We start from the raw sequence: 19,116 nt of genomic DNA, 5'->3' as shown, positions 1-19,116 counted from the left end.
GGATTTTCAGAATGAACCGATCATTGTCTTGTCTTATTGCATGCGTTGCATTGCAGCTTCGGGTTCGCCAGTCGTCGCWACCGTTGCCGCSGGAAGGCGATCGGTCTTTTTCAGTATGACGATGGGCTTGTCCACCGGATCCGTCGGCGGAACGATGCTTGCAGTTTTGAATTCACGGTCGACAGCAGGAACGGAAGCGTTGATCTTTTCATGACCTGCGCACTCCGCCAACGCTGCACTGGCGGAAAAACCAAGTACAGCGGCGATAATGAGAACTGATTTCATGTCATTCTCCCTTCGCTTTCGTGGCGATCTCCCAATCTAAGGGGAGACGGTCCGGATTGAAAATCACACTTTAGAGACATCTAAAGCTCTCTGTCATTGCGGCAGTCGTCATCGGTGGCAATGGGTGAGGCGTGCCGCTTTATTTTTTCCGCAAATCCAGCGGATTTTGGCAAAGCGGCCTGCGGAATATCATCGCCACATAACTTCCCTTCAGGGAAATGAGGCTAGGCTTGTAAGTTGTGGCCTGTGCCGCGTTGGCGGCCTTTATCGTTCGTCCATCTGGAGAATTATGCTGCATGGCACGCCTCCTTCCATGAGCGATAACGAAAAAACAGCGGTCTTGTTCCGCAGCGGCGAAACGGCGGACAATTGAAAAGATAAGGTGCCGCCGCGTGCTTCGTCTCCACGCCGGTGAGATGGTGGCACGAATAGTCGCATGAAGGCGAAGTCTCGCCGCATAACTCCGGCCTCGCCACCTCATCCCGCTCCCGCTGAGAAGAGCGCTCCCAAACCCAACCATGACCCAAGGCTTGAAATTTTGCCCGAAACCGCTATATGGCTTTGCGAGAGGACGACCTCGGCCATTATGGCGACAGCATGCGGGACGGCCCGGTCACATACCGGAGAATAAATTGCGTTCCCTGCCCGATCGTATCCGCCACGCTCTCAGCTTCGAAATCATCGGCCTTCTGCTGGTCGTGCCGCTGGGTGCATTCGTATTTCACATGCCCATGGAAGATATCGGCGTTGTCGGCCTCGTCAGCGCCACGCTCGCCACCGCCTGGAACTATCTTTACAATCTCGGCTTCGACCATGCCATGCAGCGCCTGAAAGGCACGACGCTGAAGACGCCTGCTATCCGCGTCGCCCATGCCCTGCTGTTCGAACTGGGTCTGCTGATCGTGCTGATGCCCTTCATCGCCTGGTATCTCAGCATCAGCCTTGCCCAGGCGCTGGTGATGGATATCTCCTTTGCGCTGTTCTACGTAGTCTATGCCTTCGTCTTCAACTGGGGCTACGACCGGCTTTTCCCGCTGCCGGAATGGCGGTCGCAGGACGCCGTCTGATCGACGGCGGCACCGGCGTGTGCGTCAGCGTAGCGAAGCCGTGAAAAAGCGGATGACTTCGCTGTTCAGTCGACGATGAAACTCCGCCCGGTCAAACCCCGAAATATCGCCGCATATCTCGGCCAGGGCTTTTTCCATCTCGGCGGGGCAAGGTGTTATGAATGAAAAATGCCCTGCCCCTTTCACCGTCTGATAGTCCGGTTTTGCCGGYAGGTCGTCGCGCAGCCCTAAAATATCCTCCGGCGCCACACCGTCGCCGCCGCGCTCTGAACTCCAGAGCTGAACGGGGATTTTGATATCTCGCAGATCGGCCCGCCCTGGAAAGGCGTTGAGGGGGTCTGCAACAACCACAGCCTTCACCCGCGCATCGTAGACCCTGTCCTCAGGCGAAGCAGACCTTTCCAGCATCTGAGCACACACCGCCGCCTGCCCATCAGGGCACGGCAATCCGGTATTTGGAAAATCCGGAACGCCGCCGGCAAGTACCAGCGCCGTATAACCGCCGCGCGAAAATCCGAACACCCCGATCCTTCCGGCATCGATAAAACGGGCATCGTTCCAGTTCGCCAGCATATGGTCGAGCAGGCGAACGATATCGGCCGGTCGCTCGGTCAGCGCGGAAAGATCGCCTGCCCGCTTCATGTCAATGGCGTTATCGCCGGGATGATTKATCGCCGCGACGATGAARCCGGCATCCGCCAGCGCCGCCGCGGTATCCCGATGGCTGAAATACGTACCGCCGAAACCGTGGGAGATGATGACGAGCGGATATTGCCCATYGACAACWGGGCAATCACGCACCGCTTGCAGAGCGAAGGGGCCGATGCGGGTCTCCACCGGAGTCGCCGCGCAGGGCGACCACACCGCCGCCCTCATGGAAGGCTTTCCGCCTGCCGAGGTAATCTCGATCAACCGAAGACCGGCTGCCAGAACGGTGCCCGTTCCGCACATGGCGGAAACAAGGGAAAGGCAAAGCAACACCAGAAATCGCATGACGGACCCGCGGATCGGAAACATTGAATGCAAGGCCGTCACCAACAGGCCTCACCCGCAACATAGAGCAATCTCTTGTAGCGGAAATGACCGTCGTCAGACTTAGAGCGACTTCAGCGTCCAGGCCACGATTTCGCGGGTGGCGGCGGCGAAAGCCTGGTCCAGCGCTTTGACGAAATTGGCATTTCCGGAACCGCTGACGCGTGCGCTGGCGCGGAATACTTCCTGCGCCTTTACCGTGCCGTTGCGATCGTTCAAGAGCTTCACCGAAATCTCGATATCGGCGGTGTTTTTTGCCGTATCGATTTCGAAGGTACGAATATCGCTGACCACCTGGTAATCGATCGCCAGCCCCTGCCCCGGCCGGCCGACGCCACCGAGCTTGCCGGTATCCTCGAATGCTTGCACCAGCTTGGATTGCACCATGCGCGGCAGGCGGTCGCTCCATTGCGAATTGCCGAGATATTGCACTTCCGAGCCGGAAAGGCGCACCACGATGTTTTCGCTATCAAGCGCTTTCAGCGCCGTCGGATCGGCGATCAGCAATTGCCGGCCTTTGAGCGACGGCCCCTGCGTCACAGTCGCCGAAGAGACGGAAAGGTCGAACGTATCGTTCGATGGGGTTCCCGCACAGCCCGCCACCGCAACCGCAAGCAGCGGAACCAGAAGCAGGGCACGGCGCTTATGGCCGTTCATCAATCGTGTCATTGGCCCATACCCCTTTTAGCGCCTTGTTCTGCCGTCATATTGTTTCACGGTTTCGCCGCCGAAAATCAACCGCTGCGGATCGCGGTCGATATTGGTGATCGCATTGTTGAGATTGTCGACCGTCTGCCGCGTRCTGCCGATAAGCGCCTGGAAATCCTTCAGGCCCGAACTGGAGAAGCGCGTGARATTGTCKGCAATCGGCCCGATTCGGGCATTGAGATTGTCGGCYACGGCCTTGAACGAGGTCAAAGTCTCGCGCGCCTTTGCAAACAGCGAATTGGCATCGTCGGTTCCAAGCATGCCGTCCACCTTGGCAAGAATGCCATCGACACGGCTTGAGGCAAGGTTCAGCTTGCGGCCCATGTCGGTGAAATCGGAGACCGCCTGGTCGATATCGGCCCGGCGCGCGCCGACATCGTCGGCAATCCGCTTGAAGTTCGCCACGGCATCGCGCGCATCGGCAGTCGCTGCGGAAACATCACCCACCACGGTGCTGACCTTTGCGGGATCGACCGACGCCAAAAGCTCATCCGCGCGCTTCACCACCGTCTGCACTTCCGTGCTCGCCGCCTCGAAGTTGCGCGCCGTGCTCTGCACCGTTTCCATGATRCCCTGAATATCGCTCGAAGCGGAAGCGACGTCCTTCGTCACCTTGTCGACATTAGACAGGATGGAATCGATCTTGCCGGCATCCACCGCCTTCACCAGATCTTCGACAGCAGTCAGCGTGCCGTCCAGGCGTACCGAGACCGATTGGACGGTGGTGGAAAGCGAACTGAGGCTGGCGATGAAACTCTTGATACCATCGGAATTTGCGGCCAGCGCATCGGAGAATTTCTCGGCGTTACGCACCGTCTGCGTCAGCGGCCCACGGGCATCCTGCACGAAACCCTGCAATTCGCCGATGGCGCCATCGGCGCGTTTCAGGATCTTGTCGGCGGTGGCAAGAAGGTTGGTGACGCTGGAAAGATCGGCCGTCAGCTCGGCGGGAACGCCGCTYTCSACSGATTTCTGCAGAATGCGCTCACCATCCTTGTTGCCGCCGGARAGCTCGATATAGGCAGCGCCCGTCAGGCCCTGAATTTCAAGCACGGCGCGGGTGGACGGGAAAACCGGCGCGTCCGCCTGCACTTCGGTAAAGGCGATGGAATAGGCCGGATCGTCACGGTCGATCGCAAGACCGCGCACCGTGCCGACAGGAATGCCGTTGAAGCGTACCGGAGAGCCGACGGAAAGGCCGTTTGCCGAGCCGGGAATACGCACCACGAGCTGGGCCGTCGGTCCACCCCGGCCGAATTCCGCCATCCAGTAAACGAAGCCGAATGCGGCGGCGATCACGATCAGCGTGAAAATTCCGACTATGGTGTAGTTCGCCTTGGTTTCCATGCTTCTTGTTACTCCACCGGATTTTCGTGTCTGTCGTCCGGAAGAACGACAGAGCGCGCCCGTTTGCCACGGAAATAGGACTGCACCCAGGGGTCGTCACAGGCGAACATGTCCTGCAAGGTCCCTTCCACCAGCACCTTCTTCTGCCCGAGCACCGCAATGCGGTCGCAGACGGAGAACAGGCTGTCGAGGTCGTGCGTCACCATATACACGGTCAAACCGAGCGAATCGCGCAAGCGCGCGATCAGCATATCAAATTCCGCCGCCCCGATGGGATCGAGGCCGGATGTCGGCTCATCGAGGAAGACAAGGTCGGGATCGAGCGACAGCGCGCGCGCAAGCGCCGCACGCTTGATCATGCCGCCGGAAAGCTCCGACGGGTATTTGTCGCCCGCATCGGGCTTCAGGCCCACCATCTCGATCTTGAGATAGGCAAGCTCGTCCATCAGCTTTTTCGGCAGGTCCAGATATTCCCGCATSGGCAGCTGGATGTTTTCCTTCACCGTCAGGCCGGAAAACAGCGCCCCCTGCTGGAACAGCACGCCGAGCCGCTGGTCGAGCATCATGCGGTCGTCTTCGCTGGCCTTGTCGTAATCGGTGCCRAGAATGCGGATTGCACCCGCCTGGCGTGGCAGAAGCCTCAAGATCGCACGCATCAGGACGGATTTACCCGCGCCGGATGGGCCGATGAAGCCAAGGATYTCACCGCGATAGACATCCAGATCGAGATTCTCAAGCACGTTCCTGCCGTTGAAACCGACAGTCACRCCCTCGACGGAAAGAACCGTCTCACGGCCGTCCTTTGCAGTTTTTGTCTCTTGCGGCTTCTGGTCCAAAGTTTCCAACGCGCCCTCCTTAAAAATCGATGGCTGCGTAGAAGATGGCAAAAAGGCCATCCACCAGAATGACGACGAAGATCGATTTGACCACCGACGACGTGACGTGTTTGCCGAGCGATTCCGCMGAACCGCCGACCTTCATACCCTCAACCGCCGCGACGATGCCGATGATCAGCGCCATGAACGGCGCCTTGATCATGCCGGCGGCGATGGTCGATTCCTCGACCGCGCCATGCAGACGCGACAGAAACACTTCGAAGGTGATGCCGGAATAGAGAAGCGTGACGATGGCGGCGCCGAAAAGTGCGGCGAAATTGGCAAGGATGGTCAGAAGCGGCAGTGCGATTGTCAGCGCCACGAGACGCGGAAACACCAGCACGCCAACGGGGTTGAGACCGATCACCTTCAGCGCGTCGATTTCTTCGCGCATCTTCATCGAGCCGATTTCCGCCGTGATCGCACTGCCGGAGCGACCGGCGATCATGATTGCGGTCAGAAGCACGCCGATTTCTCGCAATTGCAGAATCCCGACGAGATCGACGACGAAAACTTCCGCGCCGAAATAACGCAGCTGGAAGGCGCCCTGCTGGGCGATGATGGCGCCGATCAAAAACGACATCAGCATGATGATCGGCACGGCGCGCACGCCCATATGGTCGATCTGGTTGACGATGGCCGCCGGCGAGACGCCACGGCCGCGCCCGAGCTTCATCTGCGCGCCGCGCACGGCAGAACCCAGAATATACATGCCCGCGAGGAAATCCGCACCATTCTGGACGACAGCTTGTCCGATCGGCGAGAAGAAGCGTTCGGCAAGTCCCACCTTGGCGGCAGGCTCACCCTCCATCGCCGCTTTATCCGGCAATTGGCCGATCAGATCCTCGATTCGCTCGTTTCCGGTAAGCGTGACGGAAACGCCCTTCGCTTCCATATCTTCGCGCAATCGCCGGATGACCCAGGCGCCGGTCGTGTCGATTGCCTCCACCGAGGAAAGATCGATCTCCACCGGACCGGCAGGGCCGCTTTTCTCGATGTTTTCGAGGCTTGCAAAAATTCCGGAAAGATTGCTGTTGCGCCAGGAACCGCTCAAGGCATACCGCTGGCCGCCGCCGGAGACGGCGCCGTCTTCGGTGATTGCGGCCGGGTTCGCCTGTTGCCGTATATCCTGTTCTTGCATAATGCTCCGAGCGAGTGCAGCCGTCACGAGATTCTTAAAGGTTTCATAACGGTTTGGCCTTCGGCAAGCCACAGTGACAGCCGACAATTCGCGATAAATTTGGCGTCATGTGTCTTTTAACGCCTGTCAGGAAGTGAAAAAACATGCCCCGTTACCTTCAAGCCACAACAGAACGTTTCGCCGTTGCTGGCAGCTTCACTATTTCACGCGGCACTCGCACACATGCGGATGTCGTAACGTGCACCATCCGCGATGGTTCCTTTACCGGCAGAGGTGAATGTGTGCCCTACCCGCGTTATGGCGAAAGCATCGAAGGCGTTATCGCCGATATCGAAGCGATGGCTGAGCARATTGCSGGCGGCCTGACACGGCATGAATTGCAGCAGGTGATGAAACCCGGCGCCGCYCGCAATGCAGTGGATTGCGCACTATGGGACCTCGAAGCCAAGATGAGTKGCAAAASTGCTGCCGAACATAGTCTCGGACACGCGGCAAAACCGCTCGTTACCGCCTATACCATCTCGCTTGCCGATCCCGAGATCATGGCGGCTAAAACAGCGGAAAACGCTGGCCGCCCGCTGCTGAAGATCAAGACAGGAACGGCGGATGACGAGGCGCGCCTGCGGGCCGTGCGCACCGCAGCACCTGACGCGCGCATCATCATCGACGCCAATGAGGGCTGGAACGACGATAATATCGAATATTATCTGAAACTCGCAGCGGAACTGAACATCGCGCTCATCGAACAGCCGCTTCCCGCCGGCAAGGACGCCATTCTGGCCCGCATCGACCACCCGGTCCCCATCTGCGCCGATGAAAGCGTGCATTCCACCAARGACCTCGCCGACCTGCGCGACCGTTACGATGCGATCAACATCAAGCTGGACAAGACTGGCGGTCTCACGGAAGCACTTGTCATGAAGGCAGAGGCGGAGCGGCTAGGCTTCATCATCATGGTCGGCTGCATGCTCGGCACCTCGCTCGGCATGGCCCCCGCCGTTCTGGCCGCCCAGGGAGCCGCCTTCTCCGATCTCGACGGCCCGCTGATTCTCAGGCAGGACCGACAGCCGGGCCTCGTTTACGAGGGTTCGCTGGTTTATCCGCCGCAGCCGGAGTTGTGGGGATAAGAGCCGTCGTTCGGGTTTCGTGTGAAAGCACTACGCCGCACATCGCAATAGTCTTTGCAGTATCACGTAAACTGTATGACCAGCCTTGCCTCACACTCGACGTCATCCTCGGGCTTGTCCCGAGGATCTATCCACGTCGCGCGAAATCTATCGGTTGCAGATCCTTGGGACAAGCCCAAGGATGACAACAKGGAGCTGAACCATCCCGCGCTTAGGGATMGCCCTGCCTGTTGAACCAACCCCAATCAGGCCGCGTGCTTGCCAATCAGACCTGGAATATCCACCGGCTCCATCTCGTCCGATGTCTGCGAAGGGACATCGCTCGTCTGCATCCAGGTGATCAGCTCGAAAGTGCCATCGGCATTTTCGGCAATCGCCGTGCAGCTTTCCACCCAGTCGCCGGTGTTGATGTAGCGGATGCCGTCCATGTCTTCCATCACGGCGTGGTGGATATGGCCACAGATCACACCATCCACATTGTTGCGGCGCGCCTCGTCGGCCACTACGCGCTGGAACTCGCCGATGAAGTTGACGGCGTGTTTGACCTGCAATTTMGCCCAGGCCGAGAACGACCAGTAAGGCAGGCCGATGCGGCGGCGCACCGCAGCAAGGACGATGTTGATCGCAATCGCCGCGTCATAGGCCCAGTCTCCGAGATAGGCGAGAAGGCGGGCATTGCGCACCACCACATCGAACTCGTCGCCATGGATGATGAGGTATTTCTTGCCGTCTGCCGCCTCGTGGATCATGCGCTCGGCCACTTCGATACCGCCGAAATGCATGCCCGGAAACTCGCGCAGAAATTCATCGTGGTTGCCGGGAATGTAAACGATGCGCGTTCCCTTGCGGGCCTTGCGCAACAACTTCTGCACCACGTCGTTGCAGCCCTGCGGCCAGTACCAGCTGCGGCGCAGGCGCCAGCCGTCGATGATGTCACCGACCAGGATGATCGTATCGGCCTCGTGATGTTTCAGGAAGTCGAGCAAAAAATCCGTCTTGGCCGCCTTGGAACCGAGATGGACATCCGAAATGAAAAGCGTTCTGAACTGTCTGGTTTCAATTTGACCGGCCACGGATTTAATCCCCTTGTTCGGTTGCGTCCCTGCGGCTTTCTTCCCTCTCAGAACCAGACTCGTGTTGCAGCAACATGACAATGGCCGGTTTTTGTATGGAATATGACTGATGGCATCACGAAAACGCGAATAAGCCATGCCCGCATTTGCATAAGGGGGCGGCAAATAACGGCTGTACCACGGGAAAGTTTGTTGTATTCAGAGGGCCGGAATTGAACCAGACATGACGGTGGAAGACATGACCTCTCACGATAAGAACAACACGCCCGCCAACACGGCAAAGGCCGACATCGAGGAACAGGCGCTCTTTTTCCACCGCTACCCGCGCCCCGGCAAGCTGGAAATCCAGGCCACCAAGCCCCTTGGCAACCAGCGCGATCTGGCGCTTGCCTACTCGCCGGGTGTCGCCGCCCCCTGCCTCGCCATCCATGAAAATCCGGAAATGGCAGCGGAATATACCGCCCGCGCCAATCTCGTTGCAGTGATTTCCAACGGTACGGCAGTGCTTGGCCTTGGAAATATCGGCCCGCTTGCGTCCAAGCCTGTTATGGAGGGCAAGGCTGTCCTCTTCAAGAAATTCGCCGGCATCGACGTTTTCGATATCGAGATCGATGCGCCCGGCATCAACGACATGGTCTCCACCATCGCAGCGCTGGAACCCACCTTCGGCGGCATCAACCTTGAAGACATCAAGGCGCCCGAATGTTTCGAGGTGGAGCGCCAGCTGCGCGAGAAGATGAACATACCCGTCTTCCACGACGATCAGCACGGCACGGCGATCATCGTCGCCGCCGCCGTCACCAACGCGCTGGAACTGGCCGGAAAATCGCTTTCGAGCGTCAAGATCGTTGCGTCAGGCGCCGGTGCGGCAGCCCTTGCCTGCCTCAATCTGCTTGTCGCCATGGGCGCAAAGAAAGAAAACATCTGGGTCCACGATATCGAGGGCCTCGTTTATGACGGCCGCAACTCGCTGATGGACGAGTGGAAGGAAGTCTACGCGCAGAAGACCGACAAGCGGGTTCTGGCCGACTCGATCGACGGCGCCGATGTCTTCCTCGGTCTTTCGGCGGCAGGCGTGCTGAAGCCGGAACTTCTGGAGCGCATGGCGGAAAATCCGCTGATCCTGGCGCTTGCCAACCCCAATCCGGAAATCATGCCGGAAGTGGCCCGTGCTGCCCGCCCGGATGCGATGATCTGCACCGGCCGTTCGGATTTCCCGAACCAGGTCAACAACGTGCTGTGCTTCCCCTATATCTTCCGCGGCGCGCTGGATTGCGGCGCAACCACGATCAACGAGGAAATGAAGATGGCCGCCGTGCAGGCCATCGCCGAGCTTGCCCGCGAGGAAGTCTCGGAAGTCGCCGCCAAGGCCTATAGCGGCGAAACGCCGATCTTCGGCCCGAACTACCTCATTCCCTCGCCTTTCGATCCGCGTCTCATCCTGCGCATCGCACCGGCCGTTGCCCGTGCTGCCGCCGCAAGCGGCGTCGCCGCCCGGCCAATCAGCGATTTCGAAGCCTATCTCGACCAGCTCAACCGCTTCGTCTGGCGTTCCGGCTTCATCATGAAACCGGTCTTCAACGCCGCCAAGGTTGCCGAAAAGAAGCGCATCATCTTTGCTGAAGGCGAAGACGAGCGCGTGCTGCGCGCCGCACAGGTGCTTCTGGAAGAAGGCACCGGCATCCCGATCCTCATCGGTCGCCCGCAGATCATCGAAACGCGCCTGAAGCGCTTCGGCCTGCGTATCCGCCCGAATACCGATTTTGCGGTGGTCAATCCCGAAGACGATCCGCGTTACCGCGACTACGTCGATGATTATTTCGCCCTGGTCGGCCGCGCCGGCATCAACCCGGAGGCGGCCCGCACCATCGTGCGCACCAACTCCACGGTCATCGGCGCGCTGTCGGTGAAGCGTGGTGAGGCGGATGCGCTGATCTGCGGTCTGGAAGGCCGCTACGACCGGCACCTGCGCGACGTGAACCAGATCATCGGCAAGCAGGAAAGCGTTCGCTCTTTCGCAGGCCTCAGCCTGCTCATCACCCAGCAGGGCGCGCTGTTCCTCACCGACACCTTCGTCAACAACGATCCGACCTCCGAAGAAGTGGCCGAAATGGCCATTCTCGCGGCAAGGGAAATCCGCCGCTTCGGCATCACGCCGAAGATCGCGCTCGCCAGCCACTCCAATTTCGGGTCGCGCGATTCGGAAAGCGCCCGCAAGATGCGCCGCGCCCTGAAGATCGTGCAGGCAGCGGCACCCGAACTGGAAGTGGACGGCGAAATGCAGGGCGGCTCGGCACTTTCGGAAGCGCTGCGCAAGCGCGCCATGCCCAACAGCGTGCTGACCGGCGAAGCGAACCTGCTGGTCTTCCCGAACCTCGATGCCGCAAACATCACGCTCGGCGTCACCCGCACGCTGACGGAGGGCCTGCATGTCGGCCCCATCCTGCTTGGCACGGCTCTTCCCGCCCATATCCTGTCGCCCAGCGTCACCTCGCGCGGCGTTGTCAACATGGCGGCCTTTGCCGTCGTGCAGGCATCGCACCCTTCGGTGTGATGAAGGCGTATTAACGCAGTTTTGAACATGCTGTTGCCGCATTGCGGCAACAGCTTATGTTATCTTCCTGAAACACGGATTTCCCGAAGCATAACACCCTCGCCACCGGCCGGGGACATCGAACGGATCGCACCATTGACCCGGCGCCGCAGCATTATCGGCCTCCTGCTTCCCCTTGTTTTCATCGCCCCGGCCGCTGCTTTCGCGGATCAGGTCTGCGATACGCTTTATGCGCAGCTGCGCGAACCGCCGCGTGTCATCGGCAACACCGCCGAGGTACGGCGTTACGCCAATGCGCTCACCCGCCAGAACATCGAGATCCGCAGGATCAGGAACGATCTGCGCCGTTACGGCTGTTCATCCGCAAGCGTCACCGTTTATGGCAGCCCGAATGCCGAACTCTGCGCAGAGATCAGCGACGCGATGGCGGATGCGCAGAGCGAACGCGATGCCATCATCCGTGACCGCGACTATGCCATGGCGGCCCAGGGCAGCGATGATRGCGACATCAGACGCCAGCGCATTCTCGCCGCACTCGACGCCAATGGCTGCAGCGCCATTCCGGAAACGGAAGCGCGCCAGCCGACGGCACCCGATGTGACACGTTACCCCGACGCCTTCGGCGAACAGAGCAATCCGCCGGGACAGGCRGGGCTTTCGCCCTACCCCAATGCCGCTGCKGAAGGCGGGCTCAGGACGCTGTGCGTGCGCACCTGCGACGGCTCGTTYTTCCCCATCGCTTCCAATGCCWCGCCGCTCGATTTCCGTGCGCAGGCCGAACAATGCCAGAAAATGTGTCCGGGTACGCAGACGGAGCTTTATTTCCACTCCATGACGGAGCAGGAAACGGCTGACATGGTCTCGGCTGAAACAGGAAAGCCCTATAAGGACCTGCCGACCGCCTTTGCCTATCGAAATGCCTCAACCAAAGCCCCAGGCTGCGCCTGCAACATGGCCGCCTATCACGAGGAGATGAAGCAGCAGGAGGCTGCGCGGCCGGAAGCTGAGAAACCCTATTCAAGCATCACGACCATTCCATCACCGCAAGGTGACACCTCCAAAAAACCCACCGAACTGCAGCAGGCCGCAAAGCCGCCGGAACAACCGGTTCCGGAACGCGACTATGACCCGAACAACAGCAGGGTCCGCGTCATCGGCCCTAAATTCCTGCCCGACCAGACAGGCCGGATCGACCTGAAGAACCCGGCGCTGAAGGGCATTCAGCCGCAGCAATAGCTCCCATCAGGCACACGGTATGGAGTTGGCAACGCTCTGTCTCACTCACAAGACGGTCGCGTCTTCTCTTTACCGTCCACCCCAGCGATTGCGAAACACCAGCTCCTCCAGCGGCACGCGCTGGCGCCACCCCTTCACCGCCAGTTCCGGCTCGGTATAAAGTGTATCGACGCGGCCGAGGCATAGCCAGGCGACGATCTCGATGTGGTCGGGAATCTCGAGAATGGTGCGAATGTCGCTATCGTGGAAAATGCTGACCCAGCCGACGCCGATGCCTTCGGCGCGCGCTGCAAGCCAGAGGTTCTGGATGGCGCAGACGGTGGAATAGACATCGGTGCGCGGATTGTGGGTACGGCCCAGCACCACCTTGCCGCCACGCGTCGGATCGCAGGTGACGCAGATGCTGAGCGGCGCCTTGCGGATGCCCTCAAGCTTGAGGCTGCGGTAAAGCGCCTGCTGCTCCCCCTCGAACATCGCCGCCGCCTCGCCATTGGCGCGGCTGAAGGCAACCCAGGCTGCCTGCCTGACCGCACCGTCAGTGACGAGCGTGAAATTCCACGGCTGCATGAAACCGACTGATGGCGCGGAATGCGCCGCCTTCAGCAAGCGCTCGACCACATCTTCCGGCAATGGATCCGGAAGGAACTGGTCGCGCACATCACGGCGGGTTTCGATGGCACGGTAGATCGCCTCTCGCTCCCCCTCGGAAAACGGGTAGGCGGGCGAAAGCGCGTGATCGAATGCATTTGCGTCGAGCGAACTGGTCGCGAGTGGATCGGGCGGCATCGTCTATCCCCAACAATGCTGGCGCGCCGCCACGAAAACCGGCTCCGGTTTTCACTTGCACGACGCGCTGCTGCAACAACCTGCCGCCGTCCACGCGGTCTGGTCTATCCTGTCAGGCCGGTCTTCTGACTCGGCTTCATCCGCCCACTTTCGCCTTCCCGAATGGATTCAGTGGCATCAAGAAAAAGGGCATCCGCCTCACAGCGCTGGGCACGTTCCGGTCTTGCACCGGATTCCCGATTCTCCCGCCSTAAAGGGCAGGCACCTGACGAAGAAGCTTATGAGCAACAAAGATTGCAAATACAAGTATCTTGCGCAGCGATGCGGCAATGTGACCGTGGCCACCTCACCTGCGTATTGCGGCCTTCAGCCGCCGCGCMGACGCGCGCCGGCTGAAGCACCCCCTACCGCATCACCCAACGGGAAAATACCGCACATAAGCGAACTCATCCCCGTCCGGTGACCAGTTGGGSGAATTCATCGTTCCCTGCCCGCCGAAAAGGTCAAACAGCGTTTCGGCATTGCCGCCATCCATATCCATCAGCCGCACGCGCACGTTGAGGTCGCGCGGATGGTCGAAGACATCGGCGTCGTAGGAGACGAAGACGACCTTGTCACCGCTGGGAGACGGATGCGGGAACCAGTCGCCATAGGCGCTGTCGGTGATACGCTCGACGGCCGAGCCATCCACCCGCACGCGCCAGATCTGCATCTGTCCGGTGCGGCTGGAGTTGAAATAGATCCATTCTCCATCCGGCGAATAATCCGGCCCGTCATTGCGGCCCTCACCATGGGTAAGGCGTGTCTCAACACCGCTGTCTATGTCCATGGAATAAATATCGAAAACCTGATCGCGAATGCCGCAATAGGCGAAACCTTTCCCGTCCGGCGACCAGCCGTGCCAGTAGGACGGAAGGTTCTTAGTCATCAGACGCGGCGTTCCGCCCGTCGAAGGCACCAGATAGATGGCACCCTTGCCGAACTCCACCTTGTCGGAAATGGCATAAAGCGAACCGTCAGGCGAAATGCCGTGGTCATTGTTGCAGATTGTCGCAAAGCCGGTATCGACCTTTTCCGGCGAAGGGTCGCCGGCAAGTGACAGGCGATAAAGCAGACCGTCGCAGTTCAGAAGCAGGTATTTCCCGTCCGGCGACCAGTTCGGAGCCTCGAACAGCTCCGGCGTCTGCCAGACCACCCGCATCTGCCGAGTGCGGATGTTGAAGATTTCGATGGAACTGCGCATGCTGCCTCCCGGGCCTGTCGATCGTCTGGCGTGGAGCGTTGAATGGCACAAACATTCCGTTTGCATCCGCCACCGCCGTGATTATGATCCTATTGCCGCAGGCACCGCCCTGCAAATTCAAATAGGAAAAAACAGCAGCGTTCCGGCACCGCCCGCWCCCCTGCCCGTTTCTCCCAGATCCGAGGTTCCGCGATGAACACCATCGCCGATCACGGCATCCGCTTCGGTCGGATCGCCGCAATGCTTCCTGTCAAGAATATCGAGAAGGCCCATGACTTTTATGTCCGTGTGCTGGGCTTCGAAAAGACCTTCGAAAACGGCAACCCTGTCGGTTTCATGATCCTGAAACAAGGTAATGCCGAGTTGCACCTGACATTGCAGTCGACGCACAAACCGGCCCCCTTCAATGTGGCGCATATGCTGGTCAGCGACGCCGGCGCGCTGCACGCGCTTTGCAAAAGCCACGGGCTTCGCATCATCAAAAGTCTGCAGGACAAGGATTATGGCCTGCGGGCCTTCGTTTTCGAAGACCCGGATGGTAACCGCATCGATGTGGGGCAGGTTATTTAACGAGATAGGGAGACGGCGCGGCGTGTCCGCGCCGTTGGAGGAAAAGGATGCTTCTTCGCCATCGATATATGGCGAAGCCGCAGCATCCGCACTCCGTCACCCCGAACTAGATTCGGGGTCCAGCAAGCTCCCCCATGCCCTCCTTCGACTACCTGTCCCTGAAACGGTTGGTAATCGGATAACGGCGATCRCGGCCGAAGTTCTTCTTGGTGATCTTCACCCCGGGCGCGGATTGGCGGCGTTTGTATTCGGCGAGATAGAGCAGATGCTCGATCCGGTGCACCGTCGCGATATCATGGCCACGCGCGAGGATTTCCTCGACCGACATTTCCTTTTCCACCAGGCACTCCAGAATATCGTCCAGCACCGGATAGGGCGGCAGCGAATCCTGGTCTGTCTGGTTGGGTCGCAATTCGGCGGATGGCGCCTTGGAGATGATATTGGTGGGGATCACTTCGCCGGATGGCCCGAGCGCGCCCGGCGGCACATGGGAATTGCGCCAGCTGGAGATGGCGTAGACCTGCATCTTGTAGAGGTCCTTGATGGGATTGAAACCGCCATTCATGTCGCCATAAAGCGTCGCATACCCCACCGACATTTCCGACTTGTTGCCTGTTGTCACCACCATCGAGCCGAACTTGTTGGAAACGGCCATGAGAATGGTGCCGCGTGTACGGCTCTGCAGGTTTTCTTCGGTAATGCCTTCTTCCGTGCCTTCGAACATWTCCGAAAGCGACGACAGGAACCCATCCACCGGTTCGGCAATGGGCACGATATCGTAACGGCAGCCGAGCGCCCTGGCGCAATCGGCTGCGTCCTTCAGCGAATCCTCGGAGGTGTAACGATAGGGCAGCATGATGCAGCGCACCCGCTCTTCGCCCAGCGCATCAACAGCAAGCGCAGCGCAGATCGCCGAATCGATACCGCCGGAAAGGCCGAGAACCACGCTCTTGAAGCCGTTCTTGTTGACGTAATCGCGAAAGCCCAGCATGCAGGCGCGGTAATCCGCCTCCTCGCCTTCAGGGATTTTCGAGAAAGGACCGCTCTCACAGCGCCAGCCTTCTGCGGTGCGTTTCCAATCGGTAACGGCAAGGGTCGCCTCGAACTGGCTCATCTGGAAGGCAAGGGTCTTGTCGGCATTGAAACCGAAGCTCGCGCCGTCGAAAACCAGCTCGTCCTGCCCGCCAAGCTGATTGGCGAAGACCAGCGGCAAGCCGCTTTCGATTACCTGCTTCAGCGCCACCTGATGGCGCACATCCAGCTTGCCGCGATAATAGGGCGAACCATTCGGCACCAGCAGGATTTCCGCCCCGCTTTCGGCAAGCGTTTCGCACACACCCATATCGTTCCAGATTTCCTCGCAGATCGGAATGCCGATCCTGACACCGCGGAAATTATAGGGACCGGAGATCGAACCTTCGGCGAAAACACGTTTTTCATCGAACTCGCCGTAATTCGGCAGGTCAATCTTGTCACGCAGCGCGATGATCCTGCCGCCATCCAGAAGCGCAACCGAATTGTGCCGGCCCGTTTCACCCTGACGCGGAAAACCGATGACGACGCCCGGCCCGCCATCGGCGGTTTCCGCCGCCAGTTCTTCCACGGCCTTCAGGCACGCTTTCAGAAAAGCCGGCTTCAATACCAGGTCTTCCGGCGGATAGCCGGATATGAACAGCTCGGTCAGAAGCAGGAGATCGGCACCCTGCGTCGCCGCATCGGCCCGTGCTTCACGCGCCCTGGCGAGATTGCCCGCCACGTCGCCAACAGTCGGATTGAACTGCCCGACGGCAATTCGAAGATGGTTTTTGATGTCGTGTCTGTCGCTCATGGCTTTTCAATACCGCGCCCGTGCCCGCTCCGCAACGCGGCAATTGCATGCCGCACCACCTTGATAGGATGAAGCCGCAACMGGCATTCACGCTAAGGTTATCACCGCACCGGCCACACTCCGCAAAGTTCATGTCGCGTTCATCGCGCTTATGTGACAGTTACATGACAGTTTTGCGACGCCCCGATTCACCTCCCCGAATTGCGCGGTGTCGCCTCGTAATACCGGAGTATGAGTTTGAGAAATTCGGCGCCAAAAACAACGGCTTCCGAAAAGGCTGATTTTGTCTTTTCGCCTGCATGGACGCGGAGCCTTTCCAAGCTTTCGGGTAAGGCCTACACGCTTGCCAATCTGACATTTTCGTCGGTCGTGCTTGTCGTCGCGCTGGAATGGATCGCCCGCGGTTCGCTAGTTGATGTCGGCACCTTCCTCACCTCATCCGCCCGCCCCGGCATGACCACCATCGCCGCCGTGCTGCTGCTGCTCGTAGCGCTGGATTCCATCCTCGGCCGCCGTTACCTGTCGCTCATCGCCGTTGCGCCGCTTTGCGCGCTGACAGGGCTTATTTCCGCGCAGAAACAGACCTATCTCTCCGATCCGCTTTATCCCTCCGACCTGCTGTTCGGCCGGCAGATCCTCGAGCTTCTGCCCACCATGCTGAAAGCCCAGCCGCTGACGGCCGTGCTGGTCGGCCTTGGCCTTTGCGCCACGGTTGCGGCCCTTTCCACCCTGTGGCTGCTGGCGCGGCGTTATTCGCCGGGCTTGAGTTGGCGCGARCGCGCCGCAGGTCTTGTGCTGGCGCTGCCGCTTCTGGCCGGCCTCGCYTCGCTCATGGACTATTCGCATTATTCGTGGGTGCGCGATCGTCTCAACATCATCCCCATGATGTGGGATCAACAGGAGAATTACCGCCATAACGGTTTCCTGATGGCCTTTGCCTTCAATATTCCCATGGCCAACGTCTCGGCGCCGCAGGGTTACGGCGAAAACAGCATCGCAGACCTGACCTCGGAACCCGCCGCCTTTGCCGCCAACACGGGCGATTACCCTGATGTCATCATGTTGATGAGCGAATCGCTGTGGGATCCGACACGGCTTGAAAACGTGAAGCTCTCTGCCGATCCGATGCCCAACATCCGCGCCAAGCAATCCGGCAACGTGTTCTCGCCGGAATTCGGCGGCATGACGGCGAATGTGGAATTCGAGGCGCTGACCGGCTTTTCCAACGCCTTCCTGCCCTATGGCAGCATTCCTTACCAGCAATATATCCGCCGCCCGGTGCCCTCGCTTGCCAGCTTCTTCCGTGGCGAAGGGTATTCGGCCATCGCCATGCATCCGTTTCAGGAATGGTTCTGGAACCGCAAGGAAGTCTACAGGAATTTCGGCTTCGAGGAGTTCCGCTCGGAAGAGACATTGCCGCCCATGGAAAAGCGCGGCAACTTCGCCTCCGACGACGCGCTGATGGACCAGATCATGGTGGCCGCGGACGATGCGCGCAACCCGCTCTTCCTCTTCGCCGTCACCCTGCAGGGACACGGACCTTACGAGGCGGGCCGTTATGCCAGCGACACCATCGGCGTAGAGGGCGATCTTTCCGCTTCCGCATCGCAGGCGCTTGGTACCTATGCGCAGGGCGTGGCGGAGGCCGACGACGCCCTTCTGAAGCTGATGCGCTGGGCAAAAAAGCGCGAGCGCGAAACCATCATCGTGCTCTTCGGCGATCACCTGCCGCCGCTTGGCCAGACATTCGTGGAAAGCGGCTACATGCCGGGCATGGTAGCCAGCCGCCGCGCGCCGCTGGAAATCATGAAAAAGGAACACGAGACGCCGCTCGTCGTCTGGTCCTCGAAGACGGGCGTGCGCAAGAATATCGGCACCATCAGCCCGGCGCTGCTGCCCTATCACGTATTGAAAACAGCCGGTTTCTCAGACCCCTTCTATACGGGGACTTTGGGTGAAGTGCAGGATGCGTTTTCCGTCGTCGACCGGCATATGCTGGTGGCAACGGATGGCAAGGCCCTGCCCGACTGGTCGATTTCACCCAATTCCATTCCGGACGTGGTGCGCAATTATCGCCTGCTGCAATTCGACATGATGTTCGGCGAGCAATATGGCCGAGAGCGCTTCTTCCCCGGCTTCAACTGGGTAAATGACGCTACACCCTCCGTCTGATGGGGCTGGATGTCTAAACGGCATGGCAGCGGAAATCGTTTGAATTCCATTGCCATGCGGGTTTATCTCGAC

Annotated in this window: 16 protein-coding genes and 1 riboswitch; of the genes, 6 read left to right on the top strand and 10 right to left on the bottom strand. The window is 59.6% G+C overall.

Going from position 1 to position 19,116, the window contains the following annotated elements; genetic code table 11:
- Positions 1–33 precede the first annotated feature (33 nt).
- Positions 34–285 carry a hypothetical protein gene (locus tag AB4Z23_RS12050; protein WP_003515471.1) on the bottom strand — a complete coding sequence of 84 codons (252 nt, stop codon included), beginning with the start codon at positions 283–285 and terminating at the stop codon, positions 34–36.
- Positions 286–917: 632 nt separating this feature from the next.
- On the opposite strand from AB4Z23_RS12050, the gene AB4Z23_RS12045 reads away from it, so the two are divergent.
- On the top strand, positions 918–1,352 hold the full coding sequence (locus tag AB4Z23_RS12045) for a PACE efflux transporter (protein ID WP_019566196.1): 435 nt from the start codon (positions 918–920) through the stop codon (positions 1,350–1,352).
- A 24-nt stretch (positions 1,353–1,376) separates the two neighbouring features.
- Here the strand turns inward: AB4Z23_RS12045 and AB4Z23_RS12040 are convergent, their stop codons facing one another.
- The 5 genes from AB4Z23_RS12040 to AB4Z23_RS12020 all read right to left on the bottom strand — a co-directional run bounded on the left by AB4Z23_RS12040 (position 1,377) and on the right by AB4Z23_RS12020 (position 6,455).
- Positions 1,377–2,345, bottom strand: coding sequence for an alpha/beta hydrolase family protein (locus tag AB4Z23_RS12040; protein WP_441360165.1), 969 nt, complete (start codon positions 2,343–2,345; stop codon positions 1,377–1,379).
- Between the two features lie 102 nt (positions 2,346–2,447).
- A complete protein-coding gene (locus AB4Z23_RS12035; RefSeq protein ID WP_013636236.1) occupies positions 2,448–3,053 on the bottom strand; it encodes an ABC-type transport auxiliary lipoprotein family protein in 606 nt (201 codons plus the stop codon).
- Between the two features lie 15 nt (positions 3,054–3,068).
- Positions 3,069–4,439: an MlaD family protein gene (locus tag AB4Z23_RS12030; protein ID WP_441360164.1), complete on the bottom strand. Its 1,371-nt coding sequence runs from the start codon at positions 4,437–4,439 to the stop codon at positions 3,069–3,071.
- Positions 4,440–4,447: 8 nt separating this feature from the next.
- A complete protein-coding gene (locus AB4Z23_RS12025) occupies positions 4,448–5,284 on the bottom strand; it encodes an ABC transporter ATP-binding protein (RefSeq protein ID WP_003515481.1) in 837 nt (278 codons plus the stop codon).
- A 10-nt stretch (positions 5,285–5,294) separates the two neighbouring features.
- The gene (locus AB4Z23_RS12020) at positions 5,295–6,455 is read right to left on the bottom strand and encodes an ABC transporter permease (RefSeq protein WP_421476647.1); all 1,161 of its coding nucleotides are present in this window, start codon (positions 6,453–6,455) and stop codon (positions 5,295–5,297) included.
- Between the two features lie 143 nt (positions 6,456–6,598).
- On the opposite strand from AB4Z23_RS12020, the gene dgcA reads away from it, so the two are divergent.
- Complete coding sequence (dgcA, locus tag AB4Z23_RS12015; RefSeq protein WP_441360163.1) at positions 6,599–7,582, top strand: N-acetyl-D-Glu racemase DgcA; 984 nt, start codon at positions 6,599–6,601, stop codon at positions 7,580–7,582.
- 245 nt (positions 7,583–7,827) lie between these two features.
- Here dgcA and AB4Z23_RS12010 read toward each other — a convergent pair whose 3' ends face one another.
- Positions 7,828–8,664: a UDP-2,3-diacylglucosamine diphosphatase gene (locus AB4Z23_RS12010; RefSeq protein ID WP_025593573.1), complete on the bottom strand. Its 837-nt coding sequence runs from the start codon at positions 8,662–8,664 to the stop codon at positions 7,828–7,830.
- Positions 8,665–8,893: 229 nt separating this feature from the next.
- Between AB4Z23_RS12010 and AB4Z23_RS12005 the strand changes: the two genes are divergently transcribed.
- Both AB4Z23_RS12005 and AB4Z23_RS12000 read left to right on the top strand, forming a co-directional pair.
- Positions 8,894–11,209, top strand: coding sequence for an NADP-dependent malic enzyme (locus AB4Z23_RS12005; RefSeq protein ID WP_421476643.1), 2,316 nt, complete (start codon positions 8,894–8,896; stop codon positions 11,207–11,209).
- 135 nt (positions 11,210–11,344) lie between these two features.
- Positions 11,345–12,445 (top strand): DUF2865 domain-containing protein, encoded by a 1,101-nt coding sequence (locus AB4Z23_RS12000; RefSeq protein WP_441360162.1) that lies wholly within the window; start codon positions 11,345–11,347, stop codon positions 12,443–12,445.
- A 69-nt stretch (positions 12,446–12,514) separates the two neighbouring features.
- On the opposite strand, the gene bluB is transcribed toward AB4Z23_RS12000, so the two are convergent.
- Both bluB and AB4Z23_RS11990 read right to left on the bottom strand, forming a co-directional pair.
- Positions 12,515–13,231 (bottom strand): 5,6-dimethylbenzimidazole synthase, encoded by a 717-nt coding sequence (bluB, locus tag AB4Z23_RS11995; RefSeq protein WP_421476641.1) that lies wholly within the window; start codon positions 13,229–13,231, stop codon positions 12,515–12,517.
- A gap of 98 nt (positions 13,232–13,329) precedes the next feature.
- Positions 13,330–13,515, bottom strand: a riboswitch (cobalamin riboswitch).
- 128 nt (positions 13,516–13,643) lie between these two features.
- Positions 13,644–14,474, bottom strand: a complete 831-nt coding sequence (locus tag AB4Z23_RS11990; RefSeq protein WP_441360161.1) for a TolB family protein — start codon at positions 14,472–14,474, stop codon at positions 13,644–13,646.
- A 192-nt stretch (positions 14,475–14,666) separates the two neighbouring features.
- On the opposite strand from AB4Z23_RS11990, the gene AB4Z23_RS11985 reads away from it, so the two are divergent.
- On the top strand, positions 14,667–15,044 hold the full coding sequence (locus tag AB4Z23_RS11985; protein ID WP_065660897.1) for a VOC family protein: 378 nt from the start codon (positions 14,667–14,669) through the stop codon (positions 15,042–15,044).
- A 148-nt stretch (positions 15,045–15,192) separates the two neighbouring features.
- On the opposite strand, the gene AB4Z23_RS11980 is transcribed toward AB4Z23_RS11985, so the two are convergent.
- On the bottom strand, positions 15,193–16,872 hold the full coding sequence (locus AB4Z23_RS11980; protein ID WP_441360160.1) for an NAD+ synthase: 1,680 nt from the start codon (positions 16,870–16,872) through the stop codon (positions 15,193–15,195).
- Between the two features lie 231 nt (positions 16,873–17,103).
- Between AB4Z23_RS11980 and AB4Z23_RS11975 the strand changes: the two genes are divergently transcribed.
- Positions 17,104–19,044 (top strand): LTA synthase family protein, encoded by a 1,941-nt coding sequence (locus tag AB4Z23_RS11975; protein WP_065658598.1) that lies wholly within the window; start codon positions 17,104–17,106, stop codon positions 19,042–19,044.
- Positions 19,045–19,116 lie beyond the last annotated feature (72 nt).

The sequence above is a fragment of the Agrobacterium sp. MCAB5 genome, from assembly GCF_052114365.1.
Classification (GTDB): Bacteria; Pseudomonadota; Alphaproteobacteria; order Rhizobiales; family Rhizobiaceae; genus Agrobacterium; species Agrobacterium tumefaciens.
This window is presented reverse-complemented; position numbering and strand designations above follow the sequence as displayed.